Origin of the sequence: Candidatus Methylopumilus universalis (genome assembly GCF_006365315.1) — a bacterium.
GTDB classification, from domain to species: Bacteria; Pseudomonadota; Gammaproteobacteria; order Burkholderiales; family Methylophilaceae; genus Methylopumilus; species Methylopumilus universalis.
Genome location: NZ_CP040968.1, coordinates 451,726 through 475,555 on the forward strand (window position 1 = coordinate 451,726; position 23,830 = coordinate 475,555).

The following is a 23,830-nucleotide window of genomic DNA, read 5'->3' on the forward strand; positions in this document are numbered from 1 at the left end:
TCCCTAGAAGTAGAAATTTTAATGTATATGATAGTTTGACAGAAGTGTTTAGGGTTATGAATTTTGGCAGTATAGAATAGCGATATACAAATGCAGATAAAATAGTATTGAACTTTAAAAGTAAGAAATGTATCTAGATCACTTCATTAATATGAAAGATAAAAAAATGGCAAAGAAAAAATGTAAATATAATTGGCATATGGCTTTTAGATGCAGCCTTGGTTCAGCATTTTATGTATTAGGTATTGCCGCTTTTATTAAATATTTATTCAATTAGGTCTGATGTCAAAAAAAGAGACTTTGTCAACCGAAGGAGATATTTCCAGGCTAATCGAAATGGCTTGGGAGGATAAAACACCTTTTGAAGCCATCTTAATGACGTATCAATTAGATGAGCCTTCTTTAATGAGGCTCATGCAAAAGCACCTTAAGCCTTCATCTTATCGATTGTGGAGAAAGCGCGTTAAAGAGCGATCAAGTAAGCATTTAAAACTTAGATCGCCTGACATTAAGCGAGATCACTGCGTTACTCAATATAAAATTAGCCGTTAAATTATTATGGGAATGGTAAAAAAAGAAAACTTACCGACAAAAATTTGCCTAGTTTGTCAAAAGCCTTTTTCTTGGAGAAAGAAGTGGCAGCTTGTTTGGAATGATGTTAAATACTGCTCAGAGCGATGTAAGCGTCATAAAAATTAAGCATGATCGGAAAAATTAGAAAAAAACTTCTACCACCTATATTATCAGAGGCCATTCCGGAACCTATAATATGCCCAATATGTAGCAGAGTTATTCCAGAATCTCAAAAAGATGCGCACCATTTAATTCCAAAATCTAAAGGCGGTAAATCTACGGAATATCTTCACCGAATCTGCCATAAACAAATCCACGCTTTATTTAATGAAAATGAACTCGCTAAAATATTGAATACTGCAGAGTCATTAAGAAACCATTCCGATATGAAAACGTTTATTAATTGGGTGAAAAATAAGCCAGATAATTTTTACGAGAGAGCTGCTAAAAGTTCACGTATTAAGAAATAGTGAGATCATTCATAGTATTTTTTGCAACACATAGAAAAGTATGATCATAAGAATTGTTACCATCATCATTGAAGTGAAGAAGCCATAACCATTTTTAAGTAACCAACTAAATAAAGGTAATACAGGCATTACTGGCAATACGTAAATAAAATTTTCATTGGCTAATTTAGCAATTTTCTCTGTATCTTTGCTTTCAAACCAAATCATCGTATAAGCAGTAAAAGAAATAATTGGCAGCGCCAACAAGAGCGCAGCTAATTTTGTATCTTTCTTGCTTAACTCAGTAACAAGAACAATCACCAAGACAGCGATAATAATTTTTATGAGATAAACCATTAGTAAACGATCTGCATGTTTGGTTTCTCAGGTATTTTTGGTATATATGAAGCTTGATTATTTGCTATTCTTTTAGCGCTCCATAGAACAACGAGGGCATCTAAAATATCATTATCCATGACATCTTTTTTTTGATATTTAGTTCGGATGGCATCAAAATTTAAATTCAGAAAATGTTTATCAAGAAGAGACTTTCTTATTTTAAAGCCTTCATCTGTCTTTTTGCTCTCAAGGATTACTTTTTCATTATTCATAGCTCTAAAGCTTAGCTCCGGATGTATTTCAAATACTTTTATATTCTCATAATGAAGTATATTTTGGACATCTTTTATCTTGGGAAATAAATACCAAGATTGAAGTGACATGGATTTCCCAATAAGTTTTTTAGATACAAGGGATGCTTTCTCATAATTCGGTTGATCTAGCATTTCTGGTGTTGGCGCTGTAAATACAGAAGAGGCTTTTTTACTAAGAAGTTTTCTAGCTAATTGATCGGCTTGTCGAGGCATCACTTCCGATAAGATGACGGGTATATCGATACCAATGATTAACTGATTGGTCTCAATAAAAAAATTCTTGAGATTACTTATGCTTTGAAAAATAGCAGTTTCAATAACCCCCTCTTGATTCTGCCAAGCTGCAAACCAACCAGATTTACATCCATCGATGCCGACGATTAAAGGCAACTAATTCACCCTGCAGTATTTCATTTTATTAAAGCGCCATAGAGCGAAGTATGAATAGAACACTTTACTCAGTTGGTAAATTAATGGCATTTTGATTATAAAACTTAATAATCTCCAGCCTTTTAGGTTGTTCCATATAAGACAAAATGCATCTACACCCCTATAAAGTCTCTCTTTTCCATCGATAGTATGAAGACTTAATAAAGCATCCTTCTGTGTAATTCCATATTTACGAAGTAATTCATGATGCGTATGAAGATTGCACCATAAGAAAACGCCTTTCGGTGCGATTGATTTATAGTAGTTAATCTCTTTTGAACAAAGGCTGCAGTGTTGATCGTAAAGAATTTTTATCATATTTTTTAATCTTTAAAAGAGAAAGGCTCCAAACCATTCGGGGGAAAAATTTGGAGCCGATCGAGCAATATTTCAGCTTATTGCTTCTTAACTAGAGTTTAAAAGCCAATAAAAATTCATTTTTTATAAAAATATACAAAAAATGTAGCTTATAGATAGCAGTTTATTAACTGTCAAGAATTTGAGCCATTTCAGGTGGCTTTAATTAGAATTTAAGCTGAAGATTTATTGTGGAAGGTAAAGTAAAAGAACCCCTCCATTCTGCATGTTCTTAAAGGATACTAAGTAACAAAAAGGAAGGGGCGAACTTAGAAAAAATTTACATCAAAATAAATTTTAACTGATCTAATTTATGCTTTTTTTTATAAAAATCAACACATTAAAGCACATTTATTTATTTCCATAATTTAGTTATGGTTAATGATAACCATGAAACAAAATTTAAGTGTTTTGAAAAATTCAAATCACAGGCTAAACTGACCCATAGATAATTTACTAAAACACCAGTTAATTATTTTAGTTCTTGAAAGTTGTTTTCTATCAACCATTAGGAGGTTCCTATGTTTCAAGGTTTTTTTAAATCGTTAAAAAATAAGAGCTTATTAGGTTTGTCTTTATTAGGCTTATCAACATTAGCTTTTGCAGAGGGCCATTCAGCCCAAGTTCTCCAATCAAGTGATTTTGTTGGTATTACTTTTTGGTTAATTTCAATGGCATTAGTTGCTTCAACTGCTTTTTTCTTTCTTGAAAGAGATCGCGTAGTAGGTAAGTGGAAAACTTCTCTTACTGTATCTGGACTAGTTACATTAGTAGCAGCTGTTCACTATTTCTATATGCGTGACGTGTGGATTGCAACAGGATCAACACCAACAGTGTATAGATATATTGATTGGTTAATTACAGTGCCTTTATTAATGATTGAATTCTATTTAATTCTTTCAGCGATTACGAAGGTTTCTACAGGCGTCTTTTGGAGACTTGTAATTGGTACATTAGTAATGCTTGTTGGAGGTTATGTCGGTGAGGCTGGTTATGCCGATGTTATGACATCATTCATTGTTGGTATGCTTGGATGGTTCTATATCCTTTACGAAATTTTTGCTGGTGAAGCAAGTAAAATCGCTGCAAATAAAGCTCCAGCAACAGTTCAAAAAGCCTTCAATACAATGCGATTAATTGTTACATTTGGTTGGGCAATTTATCCATTAGGCTATTACTTTGGTTATTTAACTGGTTCAGATCCTGCAAGCAGCATGGCATCATTAAACATCATCTATAACTTAGCTGACGTTTTAAACAAAATTGCTTTCGGTGTAATTATTTGGTCTGTAGCAGTATCAGAATCAAAATAAGTAAAGTAAGTATGTAATTTCTTTAAAAAACTGTGCAGCTTAGGCTGCACAGTTTTTTTATTTTTACTAATTAAATTTAATAATATCAATAGGTTAAGATAACTAATATCGATACACTAACCCCATGAGCATAGATGAGTTTAATTTAGTATATAACGCGATCTCTTTTGCAATCGCTGCTTTTGGAGCATCAACCGTATTTTTCCTCCTGCAAAGGTCACAAGTTTCACCCGCATACAAAACTGCATTAACCCTTTCGGGACTTGTTTGTTTAATTACAACTTACCATTACTTAAGAATTTTTGAGAGCTTCAACAGTGCTTATGTATTAAAAGATGGTCTAGTGATACAAAGTGGTATGCAATTTAATAATGCATATCGATATGTTGATTGGCTATTAACCGTTCCCTTATTACTTCTAGAATTTGTATTAGTCTTAAGATTGCCTCATACGGAAACATACAAAAAAGGTCTGGGGCTAACTTTAGCTTCTGCGATTATGGTTTTATTGGGCTACCCTGGGGAAACCCTTACAATTGGATTTGCTAAGATTATTTGGTGGATTTTAGCAATGATTCCATTTTCTTATATATTGTATGAAATGATTAAAGGGGTCGGTGCATCCATTAAAACTCAACCTTTAGTTGTTCAGCCATTATTCAAAAAAACAAGACTACTGATTATTCTGTCATGGTCATTTTATCCGCTTGTTTATATCCTACCTTTATTTGGTCTGTCCGCATTCGTCAGTGTTCAGGTTGGGTTCACTGTTGTTGATATAGTTGCTAAATCAGTTTTCGGGATTTTGATTTATATTATTGCGCAAAGAAAATCAGAAATTGGCGCTTAGTTAAGTCTTTGACAAACAGATATATTGTATACATATATTCTTTTAAATAAGACTCATTATGATTTCAAACGAAAGTGATTCACTAGAGAGCGTTAAAAAACAGCTAGCCAAGTCTTTCGAGGTGAACGAAAAAAATTTATCTCTATGGCTGAATTGGCATGGAGGGTCGGAAGGAAAATTAATTCGCTCTCACCTGGCACTTTCTACCGGAGAAGCATTAGGATTATCAAAACATACAGCAATTATTTGGGCAGTGGTTTGTGAGTTAATTCATAGCGCCTCGCTTCTGCATGATGACATTTGTGACAGCGATGAGATTAGAAGAGGTAAGGTAAGCGTATGGAAAAATTTTGGTATACCAGCTGCTATATGCACTGGCGACTATTTAATAGCAGAATCCTTTAAAAAAATTACTGAAATTGAGCAGGGCTGGCATCAAAATATTTTACTAGGGTTACTTTCAGGCACCGTTAAGGAAATTGTTTTTGGCCAGTCAGGTGATGTCAACACAAGCTTCTTAAGTCTAGGCTGGGAAGAGTATAAAAGTCTGGCCACAGCAAAAACATCACCCCTTATTTGTTTGCCTATCATGGGAATGTTTAAATGCGCTGAACTAGATGAACCTTATTATATTAATTTAAGAAAAATGACAGACGAAATAGGACTTGCTTATCAAATTGTTAATGACTTAGAAAATATTTTATTGAACCAAGCAGATGAAATTCCTACAGATATTGAGTTTGAAAGAATGAATGCATTGCTAGTTTTAGTTAAAGAAAAGTCTTCTGAAAAAGAAATTAATTTTTTGAAAAAAAATAAAGCTGAATTTAAGCAATTTTTAATATCTTCAAATATTAAAGATGATTTAATTGATAGGATTCAATTGATACTAGAAAATATTAAAAATTCTTTACACCTTATGCCGGTCGTCATCAGACCTATTATTTCTTCTCTTTGTGAAGAGATAAACAAAAAAGCTAGCCAGTTTACACATGCAAAATAAAAAAATAATTGTAATCGGAAGTGGTTTTGGGGGAATCGCTGCAGCTTTGCGAATGAGGGCTAAGGGCTATGAAGTCGATTTGCATGAAAAATTGGATCAAATTGGTGGAAGAGCAAGGCAGTTTAATCGGAACGGCTTTGTTTATGACGCGGGGCCTACAGTCATTACCGCACCCTATCTTTTTAGGGAATTGTTTGAAATTTTTAATGAAGAAATTGATGATTTCATTAAATTTATCCCTTTAGATCCTTGGTATCGTTTTAGATTTTATGATGGGACATTTTTTAATTATGGCCCAGATCAAGATCAGCTATTAGAACAAATAAAAGCCATTGAGCCTAGAGATGTAAATGGCTATCTTAAAATGCTTCGGCATGCTGAGAAAATATTTGAATTAGGCTACCTCAAGCTTGCTGATCAGCCTTTTCATAAATTAAGTAGTTTAATTAAATATACCCCCGATATTATTAAGTTAAAGGGCTATCAATCCGTTTATCAATTTGTGTCAAGCTATCTAAGCCACCCAAATTTAAGGCAAGCCTTCTCAATTCAGCCATTGCTTGTTGGTGGTAATCCTTTTAATACAACCTCAATTTATGCTCTTATTCACGCGCTTGAAAAAAAATGGGGAGTATTTTTTGCTAAGGGAGGAACTGGAGAAATAATATCTCAGTTAAAGATGCTGATGGAGCGCCAGGGTGTAAATATATTCCTTAATAGCGAAATTAAGAAAATTGTTACTCGCGACAAAATGGTTGAAGGTATAGAAACTGCGGAAGGTAAATTTTATAAGGCTGATTATTTAATTACAAATGCAGATCCTATTTATACAAATACCAATTTAATAGAACATAAAAAAATTTCCTTGCATAATAAATTTGTAAAGAAAACAGCCAAGCACTCCATGGGTTTGTTCGTTCTTTTCTTTGGAACAAAAGTTAAATATGAGGATATTGCTCACCATACTATTTGGATGGGGCCGCGCTATAAAGAGTTACTTAGTGATATCTTTGATCGCTATAAATTATCCGAGGATTTTTCTATTTACCTTCATAGACCCACAGCAACTGATCCTGATTTTGCCCCTACAGGTTGCGATAGTTTTTATGCGTTAGTTCCAGTACCAAATTTAAAAGGAAATATTAGCTGGAAAGAAGAGGCGCCGAAATTTACACAATCTATTATTAAGGCTCTAGAGCAAACCATGATGCCAAAACTTAGTGAATATATTTGTGAATCTTTTGTAATGACCCCTGACGATTTTCTTCAAGATTACAAGACGCCTTTTGGCTCAGGATTTTCTATTGCTCCGTTATTTAGACAATCTGCTTGGTTCAGGACGCACAATAAGGATGATTTATATCAGAACCTTTTTTATGTAGGTGCTGGGACTCATCCGGGCGCTGGTGTTCCAGGCGTCCTCAATTCAGCCAAAGTCATCGATAAATTGATTCCATAGCATGAAGAATAGTTTATTGATGCGTAAGCATGGAAAAACTTTTTATTGGGCCTCTTTTTTTCTTGATAAAGTCAAAATGCAAGCGATTTACTCGATTTACAGCTTTTGTCGAAAAATAGATGACATGGTTGATGAAGCTAAAAACTTAAGTGTTGCCAAAAAAAAGCTTCTTATATTTATAAGCGCATGGAATAAGGGCACGCCTCATCCGGTCATTAGTGTATTAAATAATATTCCAAAGGAAAATTGGCCGAACCAAAAACTTGTAAAAAATTTTCTGAATGGACAAATATACGATATTAAATTTACCTCATTTAAGTCAGAAAAAGCCTTAATCATTTATTGTTACCAAGTTGCAGGTACAGTGGGATTAATGGTGTGTGACATCTTCGGCGTAAAAGATAAAAAAATGCGTTATTTTGCAATTGATTTAGGCATTGCAATGCAATTGATAAATATTTCTCGAGATATTTATGAAGACAGTTTACGAAATAGAATCTATCTACCTGAAAGCCTCATGGGCAAACATTCAGCTAAAGAAATAGCCTACCCAACAAGGGAAACTGCAGCAAAAATAGACTACACTCGAAAAAAACTTATTAACCTAGCAAATATTTACTTTGCCAGTGCTAGTAGTGCGATTGATCACCTCCCTCGAGGCGCCTCCCTTGCAGTTAAATTGGCTTCTGCACTCTACCAGCAAATTGGACATCAATTAATTCAGACCCAATATCAACATAAAGAAAAAAGATGCTATGTGAATACCTTATGTAAGGTGTTGATTACCTTTAAGATTATTACTAAATTTTTGCTTACTTTTAAAGCTAAACTAAAGCCTCATGATAAGAATCTGCATAAATTCATAATGACACTTCCAGATGCTCACTTTTAATATATGAAACAAAAATTTGATATTGGAATTATTGGTGCTGGCTTATCTGGATTAACTCTTGGAAATTCTCTTCTCAGTAAAAAAATTAAAAATTTCATTTTAATTGAAAAAAATACCCACTTAAAAAATGATAAAACATACAGCTTTTGGTCAGGACCAGGATTGTTTGATATTAAAAAAAGCTTCAGTGTAAAACCGAAAAAAGAATGGTCACAAATAGAAATTAAGGTTAAAAATAAATCTTACAAGATTGATCTTGGTAGTTACAGGTATGCATGTTATAGCTCAGAATCCATTCTAGACGAACTATATAAAAAGATTACTAAAGAGGGGATTAAGGTAGAAAGAGGCCAATCAATTAGTCATGTTAAAAAAAATCAAGATGGTTGGGAAATTAAATTAAAGAATAAAAAAATATTACTTAAGAATGTAATAGATAGCAGACCCAATAAAATATTTGATGATAAGTATCCATCTTTGAAGCAAGTTTTTGTGGGTTCTGAGATTATTTCAAATCAAAATATATTTGATGAAAATGTGGTGACATTGATGGATTTCTCTGAGTCGAACAAAAATGTTATTTTTACTTATATTCTTCCATTCTCAAAAAATAAAGCTTTGATAGAAACAACCTTTTTCTCATCCGAGATAAATTTCAAGCAAGTTGGAAAGATACATGATCTTACTTTAAAAAAGTTTGATATAAAGGAAATAACAAGAACAGAGCAAGCTGTTCTTCCGATGTCGCCATATATTGAAAGGAAAATGGAAGAGCAATATTTTAAGATTGGGAACTTTGGAGGGGCTTCTAGACCTGCTTCGGGGTATGCATTCACTCGAATCGCACTCTGGGCGAATCAAATAAAAACAAAAAAAGAATTTTGCTATGACATGATTCATCACAAAGAAAATTATCTTATAAATTGGCTAGATAAAATCTTTCTTTCTGTGTTGAGATCTAATCCTCAAAAAGCCCCTGAAATATTTAAAGTTTTTTTTACCAAAGTGCCCATTTCATCTGTTATTAGATTTTTATCTGACCAATCAAGACTAGTCGATTATTTTGTGATTATTTTGAAATTACCAAAATTAGTAATGCTTAGAGGCTTAATAAACTTATATGTTAAATAAAGTCAGAATTCACCAGTTCTTTTATTTGATATTAAGTTTTTTCTTAATATTTTTTTCTCAACAGCATAGTTTTTTGAACATTACTGATATCCATTCATCTCTCGCAATATTATTTCTAATTATTATGTCTTTTGGTCTCTCTCATGGAGCTGCTGACTCCATTATCATATGGAAAACTTTTCCTAAATTTAAGACCAAAGCTATAGCTTTCTTAATTTATTTATTCATTGTTCTTTTGGGGCTTATTTTATGGTTTCAAAGTCCCATACTAGGTTTAGTTCTTTTACTTTTAATGTCAATGTTCCATTTTGGTCATAGCGATCTTTCACACCTAGGTCAGACCCCTCAATGCATGAAGATTTCATGGGGTATTGTCATTACATTACTCCCTGTCATTTTTTTTGAAAAAGAAGTTAAATCAATTTTTGATGCTTTAACCAATTCAGATATAAACCTTCAAGTATTCGTTATGCTTAAATTTATTACAATTGCCTTTATAGCTAGTTTTTTAATTTTGCTTTATCTCGATAAGGTTATTACCAAAAAAGATAAGCTCTTTCTTGCCTTCGAGTTTTTAATAACAATCATTCTTGCTAGTTTTCTGCAGCCAGTTTATTGGTTTACCTTCTATTTCTGTTTTTTACATGGTCTTAGAGCATTAATTAATATTGGAATTAAGTCTTTAAGAGACTTAATGTTTTTAGTAGCTTTTACCTTGCCAGTTACTTTCTTTTCCTACTTTCTTCTTTTTGAGCATTTGCAAATTAACTATTTAAATATCATTTTTTCTGTTTTAATGGCTCTTACAATTTCTCATATGCTCTTACCTTTAATGAATCGCTTACTGCTCAGCAGACTCTATAAGCGGTAAAATTATTGACGTTCGTTTATTCTGCTACAATCTATTTCAACCAATAACTTGTTAATTAATAACCATGCTTAGTGCTCTCATTATTATTTTTGTAATTACATATGCCGCAATCACACTTGAGCATTCTATAAAAATCAATAAATCAGCCACCGCACTATTGGGAGCAGGTTTGCTTTGGACTATTTACGCAGTTTCAACAGGTGACCATAAACTCGTAGGCCATCAACTAAGTGAATCTATAGCTTCTACCGCAGAAATTGTTTTCTTCTTAATTGGTGCTATGACCATTGTTGAGGTGATTGATGCGCATAATGGCTTTGAAGTTATTACATCTCGCATTAAAACTAAAAAACTTTCACATTTATTGTGGATAGTTGGATTCCTATCCTTTTTCCTAAGTGCAGTTTTAGATAATTTAACAGCCACTATTGTCATGATTTCTCTCACAAGAAAACTTTTACAAAAACAAGAAGATCGTCTCCTATTCGCAGCAATGGTAGTGATTTCTGCTAATGCAGGGGGCGCTTGGTCTCCTATTGGGGATGTTACAACGACCATGTTATGGATTGGAGGGCAGATTACAACACTAGCGATTATTAAAGGATTGTTCTTGGCCTCATTAGCTAATCTCATTGCACCGTTATTGTTTGTTAGTCATGCCATGCGAGGCAAACTTATTTCAACGCAAACTAAAACATACAGCGCCTCTTCAATGCTGACATCTGATTTTGAGCGAAATACCATGTTTTATTTGGGGCTTGGTATTTTGATCTTAGTACCTGTATTTAAAACAGTGACGCATTTACCACCTTTTATGGGTATCCTTTTTGGATTAGGAATTCTTTGGCTGGTAGGGGATTTGATACATTACAAGAAGGATGATGCTGACAAACAGCAATTCACTCTAGCCCATGCTTTGCATCGAATTGATATGACTTCCATTGTTTTCTTTATCGGTATTTTATTAGCTGTGGCAACACTCGAGCATAGCCATATACTTCACTCATTCTCTGAATTTTTAGATAAAACAGTGGGTCGTCAGGATTATATTGTGACGTTATTGGGATTATTGAGTGCTGTTGTTGATAATGTACCCCTTGTCGCAGCTTCAATGGGCATGTATGACTTAACTCAATATCCGGCTGATAGTTTCTTATGGGAATTTATGGCCTATTGTGCAGGCACAGGTGGGTCCATACTCATTATTGGTTCAGCTGCAGGAGTCGCTGCAATGGGCTTAGAAAAAATACCATTCTTTTGGTACGTTAAAAAGATTAGTTGGTTAGCTTTAATTGGGTATTTCGCAGGTATAGCTGTTTATATCACTCAATACAATCTAACTCATTAAAACGCTATCTAGATTTAGTGCGCGATGATTAGCTGATTCCAGTTAGTTGTGTAGTTCCTTGATTTGAATTGAGCCTTCATTTCCCATTCTTTTGTTATACCTTCACTACCTAACTTTAATTTACCTTTCCATCTTTGGTTGATGGTGTCCATGATCTTCATGCGAGAATTTGAAATCGTATCGCTAAATAAATGGCCTTGCATTTTATGTTTGGAAGTTAAATTACATAATGTAATACCAGCTTTTTGATAATCAAAACCCTCACGGTAAATATAATCTAATCCCAATAAGGCTGCATTGGTTAATACCATTGAATCATCACTCGGCTGAAATAAGGGAATGTTGACTCCGTTCGCATATTGTTTCTTATCATCATGTGGACTTGTTCTAATGTAGATATATAAGGATGTAGCGACTGATTCTTGTTTTCTCATTCTTTCAGCGGCGCGGGTGGTATATGAAGTCACAGCCTCTATGAGTTCTTGTTTGTCTCTCACTCGTCTACCAAAAGAACGCGATACTATAATCTCTTTATTAGGTTCTTCTATATCTTTTAATTCTATACACATCACACCATTAAGTTCACGTACTGTCTTTTCAAGGACAATACTAAATTGTTGACGTATATAGTCTGGATCTGCATGTTTTAAATCTAGGATAGACATAATGCCAAGTTGATTAAGTTTAGGCGCTAATGATCTACCAACCCCCCAAATGTCAGTAACAGGAAAATGACTCATCCAGGTTTCAAGCGTGTCTTCATCCATGACATTTAAATTACACACACCTTTAAATGATGGATTCTTTTTTGCAATGTGATTAGCTAATTTAGATAATGTTTTGGTTGAGCCTATACCAATAGACACAGGTAATCCTGTCCATTGTTTAATTTTAGTTTTAATTTGTTGGCCATACTTAATGAGATCTTTGGATTTGAATGAGCTTAGGTCTAGGAATGATTCATCCACGGAATAAATTTCTTGGTCAGGACTAAATTTGGACAACAACGTCATTACGCGATGACTCATATCTAAATAGAGTGTGTAGTTAGATGACAGGGCTGTGACATTCTCTTGCTTGGCAAACTCTTTAAATTTAAACCAAGGCGTACCCATTTTAATGCCAAGTTCTTTAGCTTCATTAGAACGGGAGATAGCACAGCCGTCGTTGTTACTTAATACCACCACTGGTTTATTTTCTAGCTTAGGATTAAATACTCTTTCACAGCTGACATAGAAGTTATTAACGTCAATAAGGGCAATGGATTTCATAAATTTATTTTACTTGAAAACAAGGGGTTCGAGCAGGTTAGGGCGGGGGGATTTTTTTAAATAAATCTGTGCTAAACTGCCGTTATGTTTAAGCGCCTCTATAGTATTTTATGTTTAATCTTTTTGTTTGCTTTTAGTCAGCAAGCAGCGATTGCGCATGAAATTTCTCATATACAGGAACACACCCAAAAGACCCAATCTCATAAGTCAGATCTGAGCTCTTGTACCCAATGTATTGGTTTCGCAAAACTTCAGCATATTAATGATAGTGAATTTGTTTTCAATCTTGAAGAATTAAATCATTACACGGTATTTGTAGTCCAGTCTCATTCATATGAATCTCTCACAGCAATTCACTTTGCTGCTCGCGCTCCACCTCAAACTTCAGTATTAAATTAAATTTAATTTAATTTACCTCCTTAAATCTTTTAAGGACGTTTGCTTTACTAATTTTTTATTGAAGAGGTTTCAAAATGAAGCTCAAAAAAATAACATGTGCATTATTTTTTATGTTTACTTTTCCGGCAGTAGCTGCCGATAAGGGAACTTTAACTATACCCACCACGGCAGTAACTGGAAATCCTTTAGGTGTTGGCTCTGATCAAATGGTGGTCCCCATTTCAATTTTAAATGGCCGTGAACTTTCATTAAAACGAGAAAATACATTAGCCGAAACATTAAATAGTATTCCAGGTGTAAGCAATAGTTCCTTTGGCCCTTCAGTAGGGCGTCCTATGATTCGAGGTATGGATAGCGATCGCGTTAAGATTCTGCAGAATGGCGTTAATAATTTAGATGCTTCTAACTTAAGTTCTGACCATGGTGTATCGATCGATCCTTTAATTATTGAGCAGATTGATGTGATTCGCGGACCTGCGACCCTTCTTTATGGTGGTGGAGCAGTAGGCGGTGTAGTAAATGCCATTGATCACCGTATCCCTAAAGAAAAACTCCAGGGGATTACGGGTCGAGGTGAAGTGCGTTATGGAGGTGCTAATTTAGAGCAAAGTAATGCGGCTGTGGTTGATGTGGGTACAGGAAATTTTGTGATGCACTTTGACGCTTATAACCGAGATTCGAAGAATTTACGAATACCGGGTAACGCAATTTCAAATAGACTTGAGTCGACTAAGTATTGGAATCCAGCAGCAGGCGACATAGTCGTTGATGTTTACCCAGGGGATTATCGCACTTACCCAACTAACCATGGCAGAAAAAAACTTCTTAACAGCCAATCTGAAACAAGGGGAGGAGCAGTGGGAGCTTCGATGATTTTTGATAGAGGTTATGCTGGGGTGAGTTACGCTAAACATCAAACAAAGTACGGTAGCGTTAAGGAGCCCGGTATTCTTTTGGACATGGATACGGATCGCATTGATTTTGCATCTGAAATAAGAGACTTAGGTAGTTTTTTTGAAAGGGCTAAATTTAAAGCAGCTTACACAGATTACCGTCATCATGAGATGGACGCGGTTACAATTCACACCACCTTTAAAAATAGAGCGATAGATGGAACGTTTGAGCTGATGCATGTACCTTTGTTCGGTTTAAAAGGGGTGATCGGTACACAATTTGATAATGGTAAATTTGATGCAATCGGACACGAAGCTTTTATACCTAATTCAAAAACTAACTCACAGTCCGTTTATGTTTATGAAGAACTTCCTCTCAACCAACATAAAATGACCTTTGGTCTTAGGCATGGTAAGCATGAAGTTGAGAGTAAAGGTGGTGGAGAAATTGATCATGATACTGATTTAGCTAAATTTGGCGATCCTTCAAGAAAAAAATTTAGTACCAATAATGCAGCAATTGGCGGTTTATATGCGCTCAATGAGCAATGGTCATTAACAGGTAATTTATCCCACAATGAACGAGCACCATCTTATTTTGAACTCTTTGCAAATGGGGTACATACAGCAACAGGAGTTTATCAAGAAGGTCAGTCAGATTTAAAAAAGGAAAAATCGAATGGACTAGATGGACAGATTCGCTGGAAGTCTGGGCAGGACAGTTTAACTGTTGGGGCTTATTTTAATAAGTTTTCAAATTTTATCGGCCTTTTATCAACAAACTCAGAGGGTCATGCCCATAATGAGGCGGAAGAAGGCACTGAAATTACCTACTTAAAATCTACCTTTTCAGGCATTAAAGCTGAATTTAAAGGTGTGGAGTTAGAAGGTAAAACTATGTTGACAGATTACGTTCAGTTTAATGTAAGAGGAGATTATGTCGATGCCAAGGATAAAACGAATGGTGGTTATGTGCCTCGTATATCGCCCCTTAAATTAGGCGCAGGTCTTAAATATGAATTTGATCGTTTTGGTGCAAGGTTAGATGTGCTCCATGCTTTCAAGCAAGATCGTGTTGCGTCAAATTATAATTATCAGGGAGGTAAAGAGCTTATGACAGATGCTTATACAAACGTCAGTATGATGGCCACTTATAAGTTACCTACACAATTAAATCTAGAGGCCTTTACACGAGCTAATAATTTATTGGACGAAGAAATTCGCGAGCATACATCTTTCTTAAAAGATATAGCGCCGATGGGTGGACGATCAATCATGTTTGGACTTCGAGGCGAATTCTAGCAGACAAAATTTGAGGCCCAGGCAAAGGAATTTTCTTGGGCTGGAGTAAGGCTTTGATGCAAAGGTCTTGAAAACTTTAACTCTTGAATAACCTATTTAATTAGCTGGTTTATTATCTTTATCTAACGACTTAGATTTGTACAATGTCTTTGATTTGACGTCACCATTTCTTTCCCAATAAGTTTCGTATCCCACTTTTTCACCATTTACAAAATTAGATTCAGATCGCTTGGTGCCGTTGTCATAAAAAAGGGTAAATAAACCATCTTCCTTTCCATTTTTGTAATGTGCTTCTAGCTTTAGTTGGCCATTTTCGAACCACTGATTCCAGATACCATCTTCTTTATCGTTCTTATAGCTTGTTTGAATATATTTTCCGCCACTGATGTACCAAAAAGTTTCTAAACCTTCTTTTTTTCCATTAATGTAATTAACTTCATATTTTAAATTTCCATTGTGGTACTTCTCAGTGTATTTGCCAGTTAATGGCTTTTCGGATGTTTCATTGGCATGTGTTGCAAATGAAAAGAGCAGGATACCTAAAAGATAAAATACCTTAAAGTTTTTAATAGATAACATATAGGAATATTACCTTAACTTGCTAAGCAGCTTTTAGAGAAATCTTTAGTTTGTCTTAGTGAAGTTTTAAGATCTTCGCGAGGGTAAAAATGAGGTTCATTAATATAAGACGCTTCAACTTGTTTACAATTTTTATTGTCTAGTTTATTAATGCTCGCAATAAAGCAAGAAGGGTTATATTTAATGAGCTCCTCAAGAACTCCAGCATATTTTGATCTTTTTTCTTGGTCAGAGGTATTTTGAATAGCTTTTTTGATAAATTCATCTAACTGATTAGGGTTCATGCATTGGTTGATTTGACCAATAAAAGCTCTTTGATTTTCGAGCTTCTTTATATCTATATCGTTATTATTGGCAGCCCATAGCTGCTGGCTTAAGGCTAAAAGTAAGAAAATAAGATGTTTCATAAAAATCCATATAAATTTAATGGTTCTTTGTCATATATTCTTGGAAAAAGTTCACAATAAGGGTCAAAATAATTCAAAATGGAATAATCTAGAATTTAGGCATTATGGATTGAACTCAACGAGGCTAAATTAACTCTTAAAAACAATATGATAAAAAGAATTATTCATCATGAAGCTGAAAGTTTTTCCGACTACTTTGCTTTAGTTTGTACTAAATTTCTACGTGTCTTTGCCGATACTTTCTTTGCAGGACGTTATGGACATAGGGCAGTAGTATTAGAGACCGTGGCGGGTGTGCCAGGTATGGTGGGTGGCACATTGCAGCATCTTAAGTCTTTAAGGCGTATCGAAAATGATCAAGGATGGATAAAGACACTTCTGGATGAGGCCGAGAATGAACGTATGCATTTAATGACTTTTATTGAAATTGCCAAACCTAATACATTCGAGCGATTTTTGATTATTTTAGCGCAAGGTATTTTCTATAATTTATTCTTTTTGCTTTATTTGATATCGTCCAAAACAGCTCATCGTTTGGTTGGCTATTTTGAAGAAGAGGCTGTCTATAGCTATACAGAATATTTGCAGGGCATTCAAGAAGGCAAGTATGAAAATATTCCAGCACCTCAAATAGCTATTGATTACTGGCATCTTAAAAAAGATGCGCGCTTAAGTGATGTGGTTATAGCGGTTAGAGAAGATGAAATGAATCACAGGGATGTCAATCACTACTTTTCGAATCAACTTAATAAAAAAGCCTAGCAGAAGCTAGGCTTTTTTATTTAGGGTACTAATAAACAATTACTTGTTCATTACGTACATAGTTACTTCAAAGCCAAAACGCATTTCTGTAGCTGCTGGAGTTGTCCACATAATATTTTCCTTTAATAGTTAGTTGCATTATTTTCTTCACAAGCGTTTAACTTGTTGAAGTGATATTACTCTCACAACTAAAACGCAATAGACTTAGTCCACTCAATAAAGCCTAAGTAAATTCATGAAGAATCATTAAAAAAAGATTAGACCCTAAGTATTTCAAGGGTGCAATTTTGATCTAATGAGGCAGTATTTCAGCATATCGCTCATTTAGTTGATTGAATGGAAAAGGAAAAATTTGTTGTATGATTTGTATACTTAATTAAGGATCATTACTGATGAAAATAAAAGCTCTTTTATTTGTAGGTGTATTAACCCTCCTTCTTTCCTTAAATATTTTCTCGTACCCAAGAGATGAAGGCGTATTGAATAAGCCCTCAGTAAGCTTTGCTAACCTAAAAGATGGAGATAAAGTCAAAAGCCCTTTTAAGGTTGTATTTGAATTAAGTGGCATGCTTATTAGTCCAGCAGGAGAATATACAGAAGGTTCCGGCCATCATCATTTATTGATTAACCAGCCATACATAGCAAAAGGTTTAACAATTCCAGCAGATTCAAATCATTTGCATTTTGGTAAAGGGCAGAAAGAAATCGAGCTCAACTTAACTTCGGGTATCTATAAGCTTACCCTTCAGTTTGCAGATGGATATCATCGCTCGTACGGCGAAGAACTAAGTAAAACTATCCAAATTGAAGTGCAATAATTATTTCAATTTATGACTCTTCAGCATAAACAAGATGCACAATTTGCAAAATCAGTTTTATTTGTTGCATTTGCTAATTTAACTTATTTTTTTGTAGAGTTTATAGCAGCAAATAATATACATTCCAGCTCTCTTTTTGCTGACAGCATTGATTTTCTCGAAGATGCGTCAATTAATATTCTTATTTTTTTAGCGTTTGGATGGTCGATCAAAAGCAAAGCAAGGCTGGGTAAATGTTTAGCAATGATTTTGGTAATACCTGCCCTTGCTTTTTTATACACAATTTGGCAAAAATTTAATATGCCGTCAGTTCCAGATCCTTCTATTCTCTCTTTGACAGGTTTTGGGGCATTGCTTGTGAACCTTACCTGTACTTTTATTTTAATGCGATTTAGAAATTATCAAGGCAGTTTAACGAGAGCCGCCTTTCTTTCTGCACGAAATGATGCGTTAGCTAACATAGGCATTATTATTGCAGGCTTAATAGGATACATTTGGGTATCGATGTGGCCAGATTTAATAGTTGGATTTTTGATTATGGCCATCAATCTTGATGCAGCAAAAGAAATCTGGGAAGCTTCAGAGAGTCACGAAATACCCTTGAAACCCTAATTTTTAAGGCACTGCTATTTAAGGCTAAATTCTGGAACAAAAAATAGATTATAAGGTCGTACAGATATGAAATTTTTCTTTTTGTTAGTTAGTCTTTTTTCACTAATAAGTATTAGTGGTTGTCAGTCCCTTGCAGAGAAAAATCCCACCCTCAAAGCTGAGCTCACTGTCTTCCATGAACTTCCTAATGACTTTAAACCCACTACCATAGCGATAGTTCCATGGCATCAGTCTCAAAAAAGCTCATTGGAATTTAAAAATTATGCAGGGATCCTTAAAGATCGTATCGAGAAATTAGGTTTCACTGTCATTGATCACTCCAAAAAACCTGAGTTACTCCTTTTCTTTGACTATGGTGACGACAACGGAAAAGAGATGACAGAGACTTATACAGTGCCTGATTTTGGAATGATTGGTTATACGGGATATTCACTAAATTCATGGGCTATGTATCCTGGCTTGCCAATGTATGGATATCGTGGCTACCAAACGCATACTAATAAATATACTTTGTATACAAGATATATCCATATTGATATAGCAAAACCTAAATCTAAAGACAAAGAGCTCGATAAACTTTTTGAGGGGAGTTTAAGAAGTAAAGGTACTTGTTCAAAACTTACTTCAACGCTTCCATACTTAATTGATATGTTTTTCAATAATTTTCCCGGAAAGAATAACGAGACTCAGTCATTAGAGAAATCTTGGAGTGGTGTTTGCTAGCTCTTGTGATGAAAAATTTTTCCTTTAAAAAATTTAGCTTTATTTTATTTTTTTTACCAAGCATTTGTTTTGCAAAAGACTGGAACTTTGATGTGCTTATGGATGGTAAATTAATTGGCGAACATACCTTCCAATTAAAAGAAGAAGAAAAATTTCATCAGCTGACGAGTAATGCAAATTTTAAAGTCACAGTCTTATCAATACCCGTTTATAAATACAAACATATATCGCAGGAACTTTGGAGTAAAAACTGTCTTCATTCGATAAACGCTTCAACGCAAGATGGAGGAGATGATTACAAAGTTGTTGGAAAATTTGAAACCAATACATTTAAGTTGATTGAGCCTGCAAAAGAAGCTTTTTCTGCCGAGTGTCCTATGACTTTTAGCTATTGGAATCCATTAATGTTAAAGCAAAGTAAATTATTGAATGTCCAGATGGGCGAATACACTGAAGTACAAATTAAAAGTTTAGGCAAGGAAACTATTAAAGTAAAAAATGAAAATATAGAAGCCGACTCCTATCGAATCACGGGACCTAAAATTAATATCCAGATTTGGTATAAAGATAATAAGGAATGGGTCAAGTTAGAATCAATCACACCTGACGACCATCACATTTCCTATATTTTGAAGTAGATTAGATTTCTCGAGTTGGTCGGCTTAGTTATTTGACTGGGCGAAATTTAGATTATCTTAAAAGCTGTCAAAATTTTGACTCTTATTAAAGTTAAAATATTTAAAAAAATTCTTCAAATTTTTTACATTCAAAAAAAGCATTGATAGTTTTTTATTATTTTATTGTTTAATTAAAAAAGGCCTTTATGCAGCTATTACTAAAAGCGTTATTTGTCACGATTGTATTTTCTAGTACCGCTATTTCGGCTCCAGCCTACATTATTCCCGTGGCGCCTGGTTGGAAAATGCAGCCAATTATCACTGTAGGTGAATCTGCTGGTAATGGCTATGCCATGGCTGGCGTGCCAGATGGTTTAGGTGTTTTTGCAAATAACGATGGTACTTTTAATTTGCTTATGAACCATGAGATTCCTAACGATAAAGGAGCGACTCGCACTCATGGTGAAAAGGGTGCTTTTGTTTCTCGTTGGGTCATTGATATTGAAAGTCTCAAGGTAAAAAGCGGTTCGGACTTAATTAAATCAACTGTTCCAAATGGCTTAAAATTTAATCGATTTTGTTCTGCGGATTTGCCACCCATTTCGGCTTTTTATAATGCAACGACGCGTAAGGGATTTAACGGGCAGTTATTTTTAAATGGTGAAGAAGATAAAGCAGGTGGTCGTGCATTTGCCCACACTCTAGAAGGTATCAGTTACTTAATGCCTGATTTTGGGCATATTGCATGGGAAAACTTATTGGCTAATCCTGTAAATCAAGATCGAACTTTGGTCATTGGCTTGGATGATATTCAGGATGGTTTGCTATTGGTCTATTTGGGCAATAAAACAAAAGTGGGAAATCCGGTTGAACAATCTGGATTAGTTGGCGGGCAGTTGTATGCGATTAAAGTCACTAACGAGCGCTTTAGTTTAGTACCTTTGACAGGTATGACAAGCCTAGATGGCAAAACTCTCAGAGAGGAAGCTAAGAAACTTGGCGCTACTGGGTTTGCAAGGCCGGAAGACGGTGCTTGGGATGCTTTAGATGCTAGTAAATTTTGGTTTGCTACTACCGACAAAATTGGGGGTGATAGCCGATTGAATCAATTAGTTTTTGATGACATCTCAAATCCTCTGCATGGCGGACGAATTAGCGCCCCCTTAAGCGCTCAAAGTATAGGCGCTGAGATGTTTGATAATATTGTTGTAGATGGCGATGGTCGAGTATTGGCGCAAGAAGACCCAGGAGAAAATGCGCGTTTGGCAGTGATTTGGATGTATGAGCCTATGCTAAATAAAACGACTAAACTATTTGAATCTAATCCAGATTTATTTAAACCTGGAGCAGCTGATTTTATGACTATCGATGAAGAGCATTCAGGTATTGTTGAAGTTACATCTTTGTTGCGTAAAGCTTCATGGTTTGATACCAATCACAGGTATTATCTTGGCACCACGCAAGCACATCTTGATCATAAAGATACAAAGTTAGTTGAGCATGGACAGTTATGGCTTATATCAGGCCCATCAACAAAAAATTAATCGTTAAATTATTATGGATACATTAAGTCATGCCTTGTGGGGCTATGGATTATTTGGATATAAGAGGTATCCATGGGCTGCAATTTTTTTTGGTGCAATGCCAGACTTAATTTCATTTGGCATATTTTTACTCATCAATATCACAACAGGAAATTGGTATTTTGGTAAGCCTGCCTTGGAGTCCATTCCAGATTGGCTCTTCTTGAGTTACTCAGTCGGCCACAGTTTCATTATATGTTTGCCGATTATTTATTGTGTTTATCGGTTTAATCGAGCATTGGCTATGGCCATGCTGGCTTGGCCATTTCATATTGTTCTCGATTTTCCATTTCATTCAAAAGCTTTTTTTGCTACACCAATTTTTTGGCCAATATCAGATTTTAAGATAGATGGCATTCCATGGACGCACTGGTATATCTGGTATCCAAACATTTTATTTCTTTCTATCTTACTAATTTATCGCTTAAAAAAAAGATAAATTAAATTCATTTGGATATGTACTAAATCCATCATTTATAACTTCTTATTTTTTGTTGGCTATTAAGGTTTCAATTTGATAGCTATTACTTTACAATTGCCGAAACCTTAAGCTTAATCTGAATTAGAGGCAATTATCATGTCAGAAAAAAACAACATTGATAAGAAATTATCTAGCATCAAAAACTTGCTAGCCAAGCAAAACTTAGTCGGAAACCTCATTCAAAGGCAAGAAATGTCTCGCCAAGACATTGTCGAATCTTTAGTTCAAAAACAAAACTCAATTGAATTAGAAAGGCTCATTAAGAAGCTTGAAGTCAATGAAATCGCCCGAATTCTAGAGGCTTTATCAGAACAAGAGCGTATCGTCGTTTGGGATCATATTGAGTCAAGCCGTCGTGACGATGTGCTCCTTGATGTTTCTGATGATATCCGTATGGACCTTGTATCAGATGAAACGCCAAACAAAGAACAAATTACGGTGATTCGAGTATTCGACCTCTTTAAAGGCCGCTTGCGTCAGATACCTATCTACAGCAGAAAAGATCTTGAAAAGGCCAAGCCTATCTGGGTAGATCTTGTGACACCTGAAATTGAGCAGCTCGAATGGGCAAGGGAAATTTTTGGTGCCCATATCCCCAATCCTAACGAATTGACTGATCTTGAGACAAGCGCACGTTTTTATATTGAAGATAATGGTGAAATCCATCTTCACTCTAATTTCTTGCTAGACACAACTAAAGAATCTAAGAATGTTACCGTCGCCTTTGTTCTTAAAGACAAAATACTCTTTACAGTGCGAAACGAAGAGTTGCCTGTATTTAGACTTCAACGATTAAGAGCGCGTGCAGAGGCAGGTTACGTGTCACAGGCTAAAGATGTCTTATTGGACTTATATGCAGCAGATATTGAGTATTCAGCCAACGCACTAGAAGATGTTTACTCAAGGTTAGAAAAAGTGGGCAGTCAAGTTGTGAAGTCTTACATGACGAATAGCCAAGCTGCGACCATACTCTCTGATATAGCGATCGAAGAAGATTTGAACGGTAAGATTAGACGCAATGTGATGGATACTAGAAACGCGCTATCTTTTTTAATGCGCTCAAAACTTTTATCTGCAAGTCAGCATGAAGATGTTAAAGAAATTTTACGTGACATTGATTCTTTAGATGGTCATACATCATTCTTATTTAATAAGATCAATTTCCAGATGGATGCTACGGTGGGTTTCTTGAACGTAAATCAAAATATTGATTTGAAAAGATTAACAATTATTAGCGTGGTGTTTATGCCAGTGAATATTATTGCAGGTATTGGCGGTATGTCTGAATTTAGCATGATGACTAATGGCATTCCATGGCCATTAGCTTACGGTTGTTTTGTTTTAATTATGGTTGCTATTGGCGCGCTAACTTTTATTGGATTAAGAGCTTTTGAAAATAAGCGTATTGAACGATTAAGATCCGAAGGTAATTAAGTTTTTTTAGATATAAAAAAGCCACTCTTACGAGTGGCTTTTCTTTTTTTTTAAATTTAAGTCGAAAGCTGTCTTCTAAAAGCTTCTAGATTTTTTTGATAATCTTCAGCATCACCATATTCTAAAAATTTAATATATCGAGAATGAGTGCCCATCACTTTTCTTGCATGTTTGATAGGGCAGAAGTACTGCTCAGTTCTCGCTACAATTTCAGTGATATATGAAAGAAGCCCAGCACCATAGGCGCAATAAGTACAATGAAATTTCTCAATCCAATTGAGGTAATGAAGATGGTGACGATCAAAAGAGATGTAATTACTTCTTTTTGCTAGCTTTATTTTATAGATAGGAAAGCAAGTGAGTTGATAAAAGCTGATACATAAATCTAAAATTAACATTGGGAAAATCATGCTGTAGATAATAGGGCCTGTAATTAGATTTTGCGGCCTTGTTGAAAGCCATCTGATAAGACCTATTTTGAGTTTCTTGTGTGCCTCTTTCATTGAAGCTTCAAACTCAACCTTTTTACCTTTAAATTCATAATTAAATTTAATTTCTTGCTCATGAATGACTTCGTTGAGTTCTTTTTCAATTGCTTCCATTTGATCTAGGAGAGTCATT

The 23,830-nt window shown here is 34.9% G+C and carries 29 protein-coding genes; 21 read left to right on the forward strand and 8 right to left on the reverse strand.

Features of this window, described 5'->3' with window-relative positions; all coding sequences use genetic code 11:
• Positions 1–282 precede the first annotated feature (282 nt).
• Genes FIT79_RS02550 through FIT79_RS02560 form a run of 3 tightly spaced genes read left to right on the forward strand, consistent with a single transcriptional unit; the run spans position 283 to position 1,043 of the window.
• Positions 283–552: a TIGR03643 family protein gene (locus FIT79_RS02550; protein ID WP_139875512.1), complete on the forward strand. Its 270-nt coding sequence runs from the start codon at positions 283–285 to the stop codon at positions 550–552.
• A gap of 12 nt (positions 553–564) precedes the next feature.
• Positions 565–699, forward strand: a complete 135-nt coding sequence (locus FIT79_RS02555; RefSeq protein ID WP_082092869.1) for a DUF2256 domain-containing protein — start codon at positions 565–567, stop codon at positions 697–699.
• A 2-nt stretch (positions 700–701) separates the two neighbouring features.
• Positions 702–1,043: an HNH endonuclease gene (locus FIT79_RS02560; RefSeq protein WP_189644868.1), complete on the forward strand. Its 342-nt coding sequence runs from the start codon at positions 702–704 to the stop codon at positions 1,041–1,043.
• 9 nt (positions 1,044–1,052) lie between these two features.
• On the opposite strand, the gene FIT79_RS02565 is transcribed toward FIT79_RS02560, so the two are convergent.
• From FIT79_RS02565 to FIT79_RS02575, 3 genes are read right to left on the reverse strand one after another with little or no spacing between them, the layout of a single operon-like run.
• A complete protein-coding gene (locus FIT79_RS02565; protein WP_139870203.1) occupies positions 1,053–1,379 on the reverse strand; it encodes a hypothetical protein in 327 nt (108 codons plus the stop codon).
• Positions 1,379–2,065 carry a DUF429 domain-containing protein gene (locus FIT79_RS02570; RefSeq protein ID WP_139875513.1) on the reverse strand — a complete coding sequence of 229 codons (687 nt, stop codon included), beginning with the start codon at positions 2,063–2,065 and terminating at the stop codon, positions 1,379–1,381. The genes FIT79_RS02565 and FIT79_RS02570 overlap by 1 nt, the downstream gene beginning before the upstream one ends.
• Positions 2,066–2,422, reverse strand: coding sequence for a thiol-disulfide oxidoreductase DCC family protein (locus FIT79_RS02575; protein ID WP_139875514.1), 357 nt, complete (start codon positions 2,420–2,422; stop codon positions 2,066–2,068). It lies immediately after the preceding gene.
• 560 nt (positions 2,423–2,982) lie between these two features.
• Here FIT79_RS02575 and FIT79_RS02580 point away from each other — a divergent pair.
• The 8 genes from FIT79_RS02580 (at position 2,983) to nhaD (ending at position 11,328) form a co-directional block, all read left to right on the forward strand.
• A complete protein-coding gene (locus tag FIT79_RS02580; RefSeq protein ID WP_139875515.1) occupies positions 2,983–3,774 on the forward strand; it encodes a bacteriorhodopsin-like in 792 nt (263 codons plus the stop codon).
• A gap of 124 nt (positions 3,775–3,898) precedes the next feature.
• Positions 3,899–4,624, forward strand: a complete 726-nt coding sequence (locus tag FIT79_RS02585; protein WP_139875516.1) for a bacteriorhodopsin — start codon at positions 3,899–3,901, stop codon at positions 4,622–4,624.
• Positions 4,625–4,682: 58 nt separating this feature from the next.
• The gene (locus FIT79_RS02590) at positions 4,683–5,627 is read left to right on the forward strand and encodes a polyprenyl synthetase family protein (RefSeq protein WP_139870207.1); all 945 of its coding nucleotides are present in this window, start codon (positions 4,683–4,685) and stop codon (positions 5,625–5,627) included.
• On the forward strand, positions 5,617–7,086 hold the full coding sequence (gene crtI, locus FIT79_RS02595; RefSeq protein WP_139875517.1) for a phytoene desaturase family protein: 1,470 nt from the start codon (positions 5,617–5,619) through the stop codon (positions 7,084–7,086). The genes FIT79_RS02590 and crtI overlap by 11 nt, the downstream gene beginning before the upstream one ends.
• Before the next feature lies 1 nt (position 7,087).
• Complete coding sequence (locus tag FIT79_RS02600; protein ID WP_139870209.1) at positions 7,088–7,978, forward strand: phytoene/squalene synthase family protein; 891 nt, start codon at positions 7,088–7,090, stop codon at positions 7,976–7,978.
• A gap of 3 nt (positions 7,979–7,981) precedes the next feature.
• A complete protein-coding gene (locus tag FIT79_RS02605; RefSeq protein WP_139875518.1) occupies positions 7,982–9,109 on the forward strand; it encodes a lycopene cyclase family protein in 1,128 nt (375 codons plus the stop codon).
• A 124-nt stretch (positions 9,110–9,233) separates the two neighbouring features.
• On the forward strand, positions 9,234–9,980 hold the full coding sequence (locus FIT79_RS02610) for a Brp/Blh family beta-carotene 15,15'-dioxygenase (RefSeq protein WP_189644869.1): 747 nt from the start codon (positions 9,234–9,236) through the stop codon (positions 9,978–9,980).
• 64 nt (positions 9,981–10,044) lie between these two features.
• Positions 10,045–11,328: a sodium:proton antiporter NhaD gene (nhaD, locus tag FIT79_RS02615; protein ID WP_139875520.1), complete on the forward strand. Its 1,284-nt coding sequence runs from the start codon at positions 10,045–10,047 to the stop codon at positions 11,326–11,328.
• A gap of 14 nt (positions 11,329–11,342) precedes the next feature.
• Here the strand turns inward: nhaD and FIT79_RS02620 are convergent, their stop codons facing one another.
• Positions 11,343–12,599, reverse strand: a complete 1,257-nt coding sequence (locus tag FIT79_RS02620) for a Y-family DNA polymerase (RefSeq protein WP_139875521.1) — start codon at positions 12,597–12,599, stop codon at positions 11,343–11,345.
• Positions 12,600–12,683: 84 nt separating this feature from the next.
• On the opposite strand from FIT79_RS02620, the gene FIT79_RS02625 reads away from it, so the two are divergent.
• Positions 12,684–12,998 carry a hypothetical protein gene (locus FIT79_RS02625; RefSeq protein WP_049814239.1) on the forward strand — a complete coding sequence of 105 codons (315 nt, stop codon included), beginning with the start codon at positions 12,684–12,686 and terminating at the stop codon, positions 12,996–12,998.
• A gap of 74 nt (positions 12,999–13,072) precedes the next feature.
• Positions 13,073–15,193, forward strand: a complete 2,121-nt coding sequence (locus FIT79_RS02630; protein WP_139875522.1) for a TonB-dependent receptor — start codon at positions 13,073–13,075, stop codon at positions 15,191–15,193.
• 96 nt (positions 15,194–15,289) lie between these two features.
• On the opposite strand, the gene FIT79_RS02635 is transcribed toward FIT79_RS02630, so the two are convergent.
• Together FIT79_RS02635 and FIT79_RS02640 are read right to left on the reverse strand one after the other, a co-directional pair.
• The gene (locus tag FIT79_RS02635) at positions 15,290–15,772 is read right to left on the reverse strand and encodes a toxin-antitoxin system YwqK family antitoxin (RefSeq protein WP_139875523.1); all 483 of its coding nucleotides are present in this window, start codon (positions 15,770–15,772) and stop codon (positions 15,290–15,292) included.
• Between the two features lie 14 nt (positions 15,773–15,786).
• Positions 15,787–16,179: a hypothetical protein gene (locus FIT79_RS02640; RefSeq protein WP_139867420.1), complete on the reverse strand. Its 393-nt coding sequence runs from the start codon at positions 16,177–16,179 to the stop codon at positions 15,787–15,789.
• Between the two features lie 147 nt (positions 16,180–16,326).
• On the opposite strand from FIT79_RS02640, the gene FIT79_RS02645 reads away from it, so the two are divergent.
• Positions 16,327–16,941: an alternative oxidase gene (locus tag FIT79_RS02645; protein ID WP_139875524.1), complete on the forward strand. Its 615-nt coding sequence runs from the start codon at positions 16,327–16,329 to the stop codon at positions 16,939–16,941.
• A 39-nt stretch (positions 16,942–16,980) separates the two neighbouring features.
• Here FIT79_RS02645 and pqqA read toward each other — a convergent pair whose 3' ends face one another.
• Positions 16,981–17,052, reverse strand: coding sequence for a pyrroloquinoline quinone precursor peptide PqqA (pqqA, locus tag FIT79_RS02650; protein ID WP_012777389.1), 72 nt, complete (start codon positions 17,050–17,052; stop codon positions 16,981–16,983).
• 281 nt (positions 17,053–17,333) lie between these two features.
• On the opposite strand from pqqA, the gene FIT79_RS02655 reads away from it, so the two are divergent.
• The 7 genes from FIT79_RS02655 to FIT79_RS02685 all read left to right on the forward strand — a co-directional run bounded on the left by FIT79_RS02655 (position 17,334) and on the right by FIT79_RS02685 (position 23,209).
• Positions 17,334–17,759: a DUF4399 domain-containing protein gene (locus tag FIT79_RS02655; protein ID WP_139875525.1), complete on the forward strand. Its 426-nt coding sequence runs from the start codon at positions 17,334–17,336 to the stop codon at positions 17,757–17,759.
• A gap of 12 nt (positions 17,760–17,771) precedes the next feature.
• Entirely contained in the window at positions 17,772–18,371 is a 600-nt protein-coding gene (locus tag FIT79_RS02660) for a cation efflux transmembrane domain-containing protein (protein WP_139875526.1), read from the forward strand.
• A gap of 66 nt (positions 18,372–18,437) precedes the next feature.
• Positions 18,438–19,094 (forward strand): DUF4136 domain-containing protein, encoded by a 657-nt coding sequence (locus FIT79_RS02665; RefSeq protein WP_139875527.1) that lies wholly within the window; start codon positions 18,438–18,440, stop codon positions 19,092–19,094.
• An 8-nt stretch (positions 19,095–19,102) separates the two neighbouring features.
• Complete coding sequence (locus FIT79_RS02670; RefSeq protein ID WP_049814243.1) at positions 19,103–19,732, forward strand: DUF6134 family protein; 630 nt, start codon at positions 19,103–19,105, stop codon at positions 19,730–19,732.
• A gap of 185 nt (positions 19,733–19,917) precedes the next feature.
• Entirely contained in the window at positions 19,918–21,255 is a 1,338-nt protein-coding gene (locus FIT79_RS02675) for a PhoX family protein (protein ID WP_139875528.1), read from the forward strand.
• 13 nt (positions 21,256–21,268) lie between these two features.
• Positions 21,269–21,733 (forward strand): hypothetical protein, encoded by a 465-nt coding sequence (locus FIT79_RS02680; RefSeq protein ID WP_139875529.1) that lies wholly within the window; start codon positions 21,269–21,271, stop codon positions 21,731–21,733.
• 138 nt (positions 21,734–21,871) lie between these two features.
• Positions 21,872–23,209, forward strand: a complete 1,338-nt coding sequence (locus tag FIT79_RS02685) for a CorA family divalent cation transporter (protein WP_139875530.1) — start codon at positions 21,872–21,874, stop codon at positions 23,207–23,209.
• A gap of 56 nt (positions 23,210–23,265) precedes the next feature.
• Here the strand turns inward: FIT79_RS02685 and FIT79_RS02690 are convergent, their stop codons facing one another.
• The gene (locus FIT79_RS02690) at positions 23,266–23,829 is read right to left on the reverse strand and encodes a hypothetical protein (RefSeq protein ID WP_139875531.1); all 564 of its coding nucleotides are present in this window, start codon (positions 23,827–23,829) and stop codon (positions 23,266–23,268) included.
• Position 23,830 lies beyond the last annotated feature (1 nt).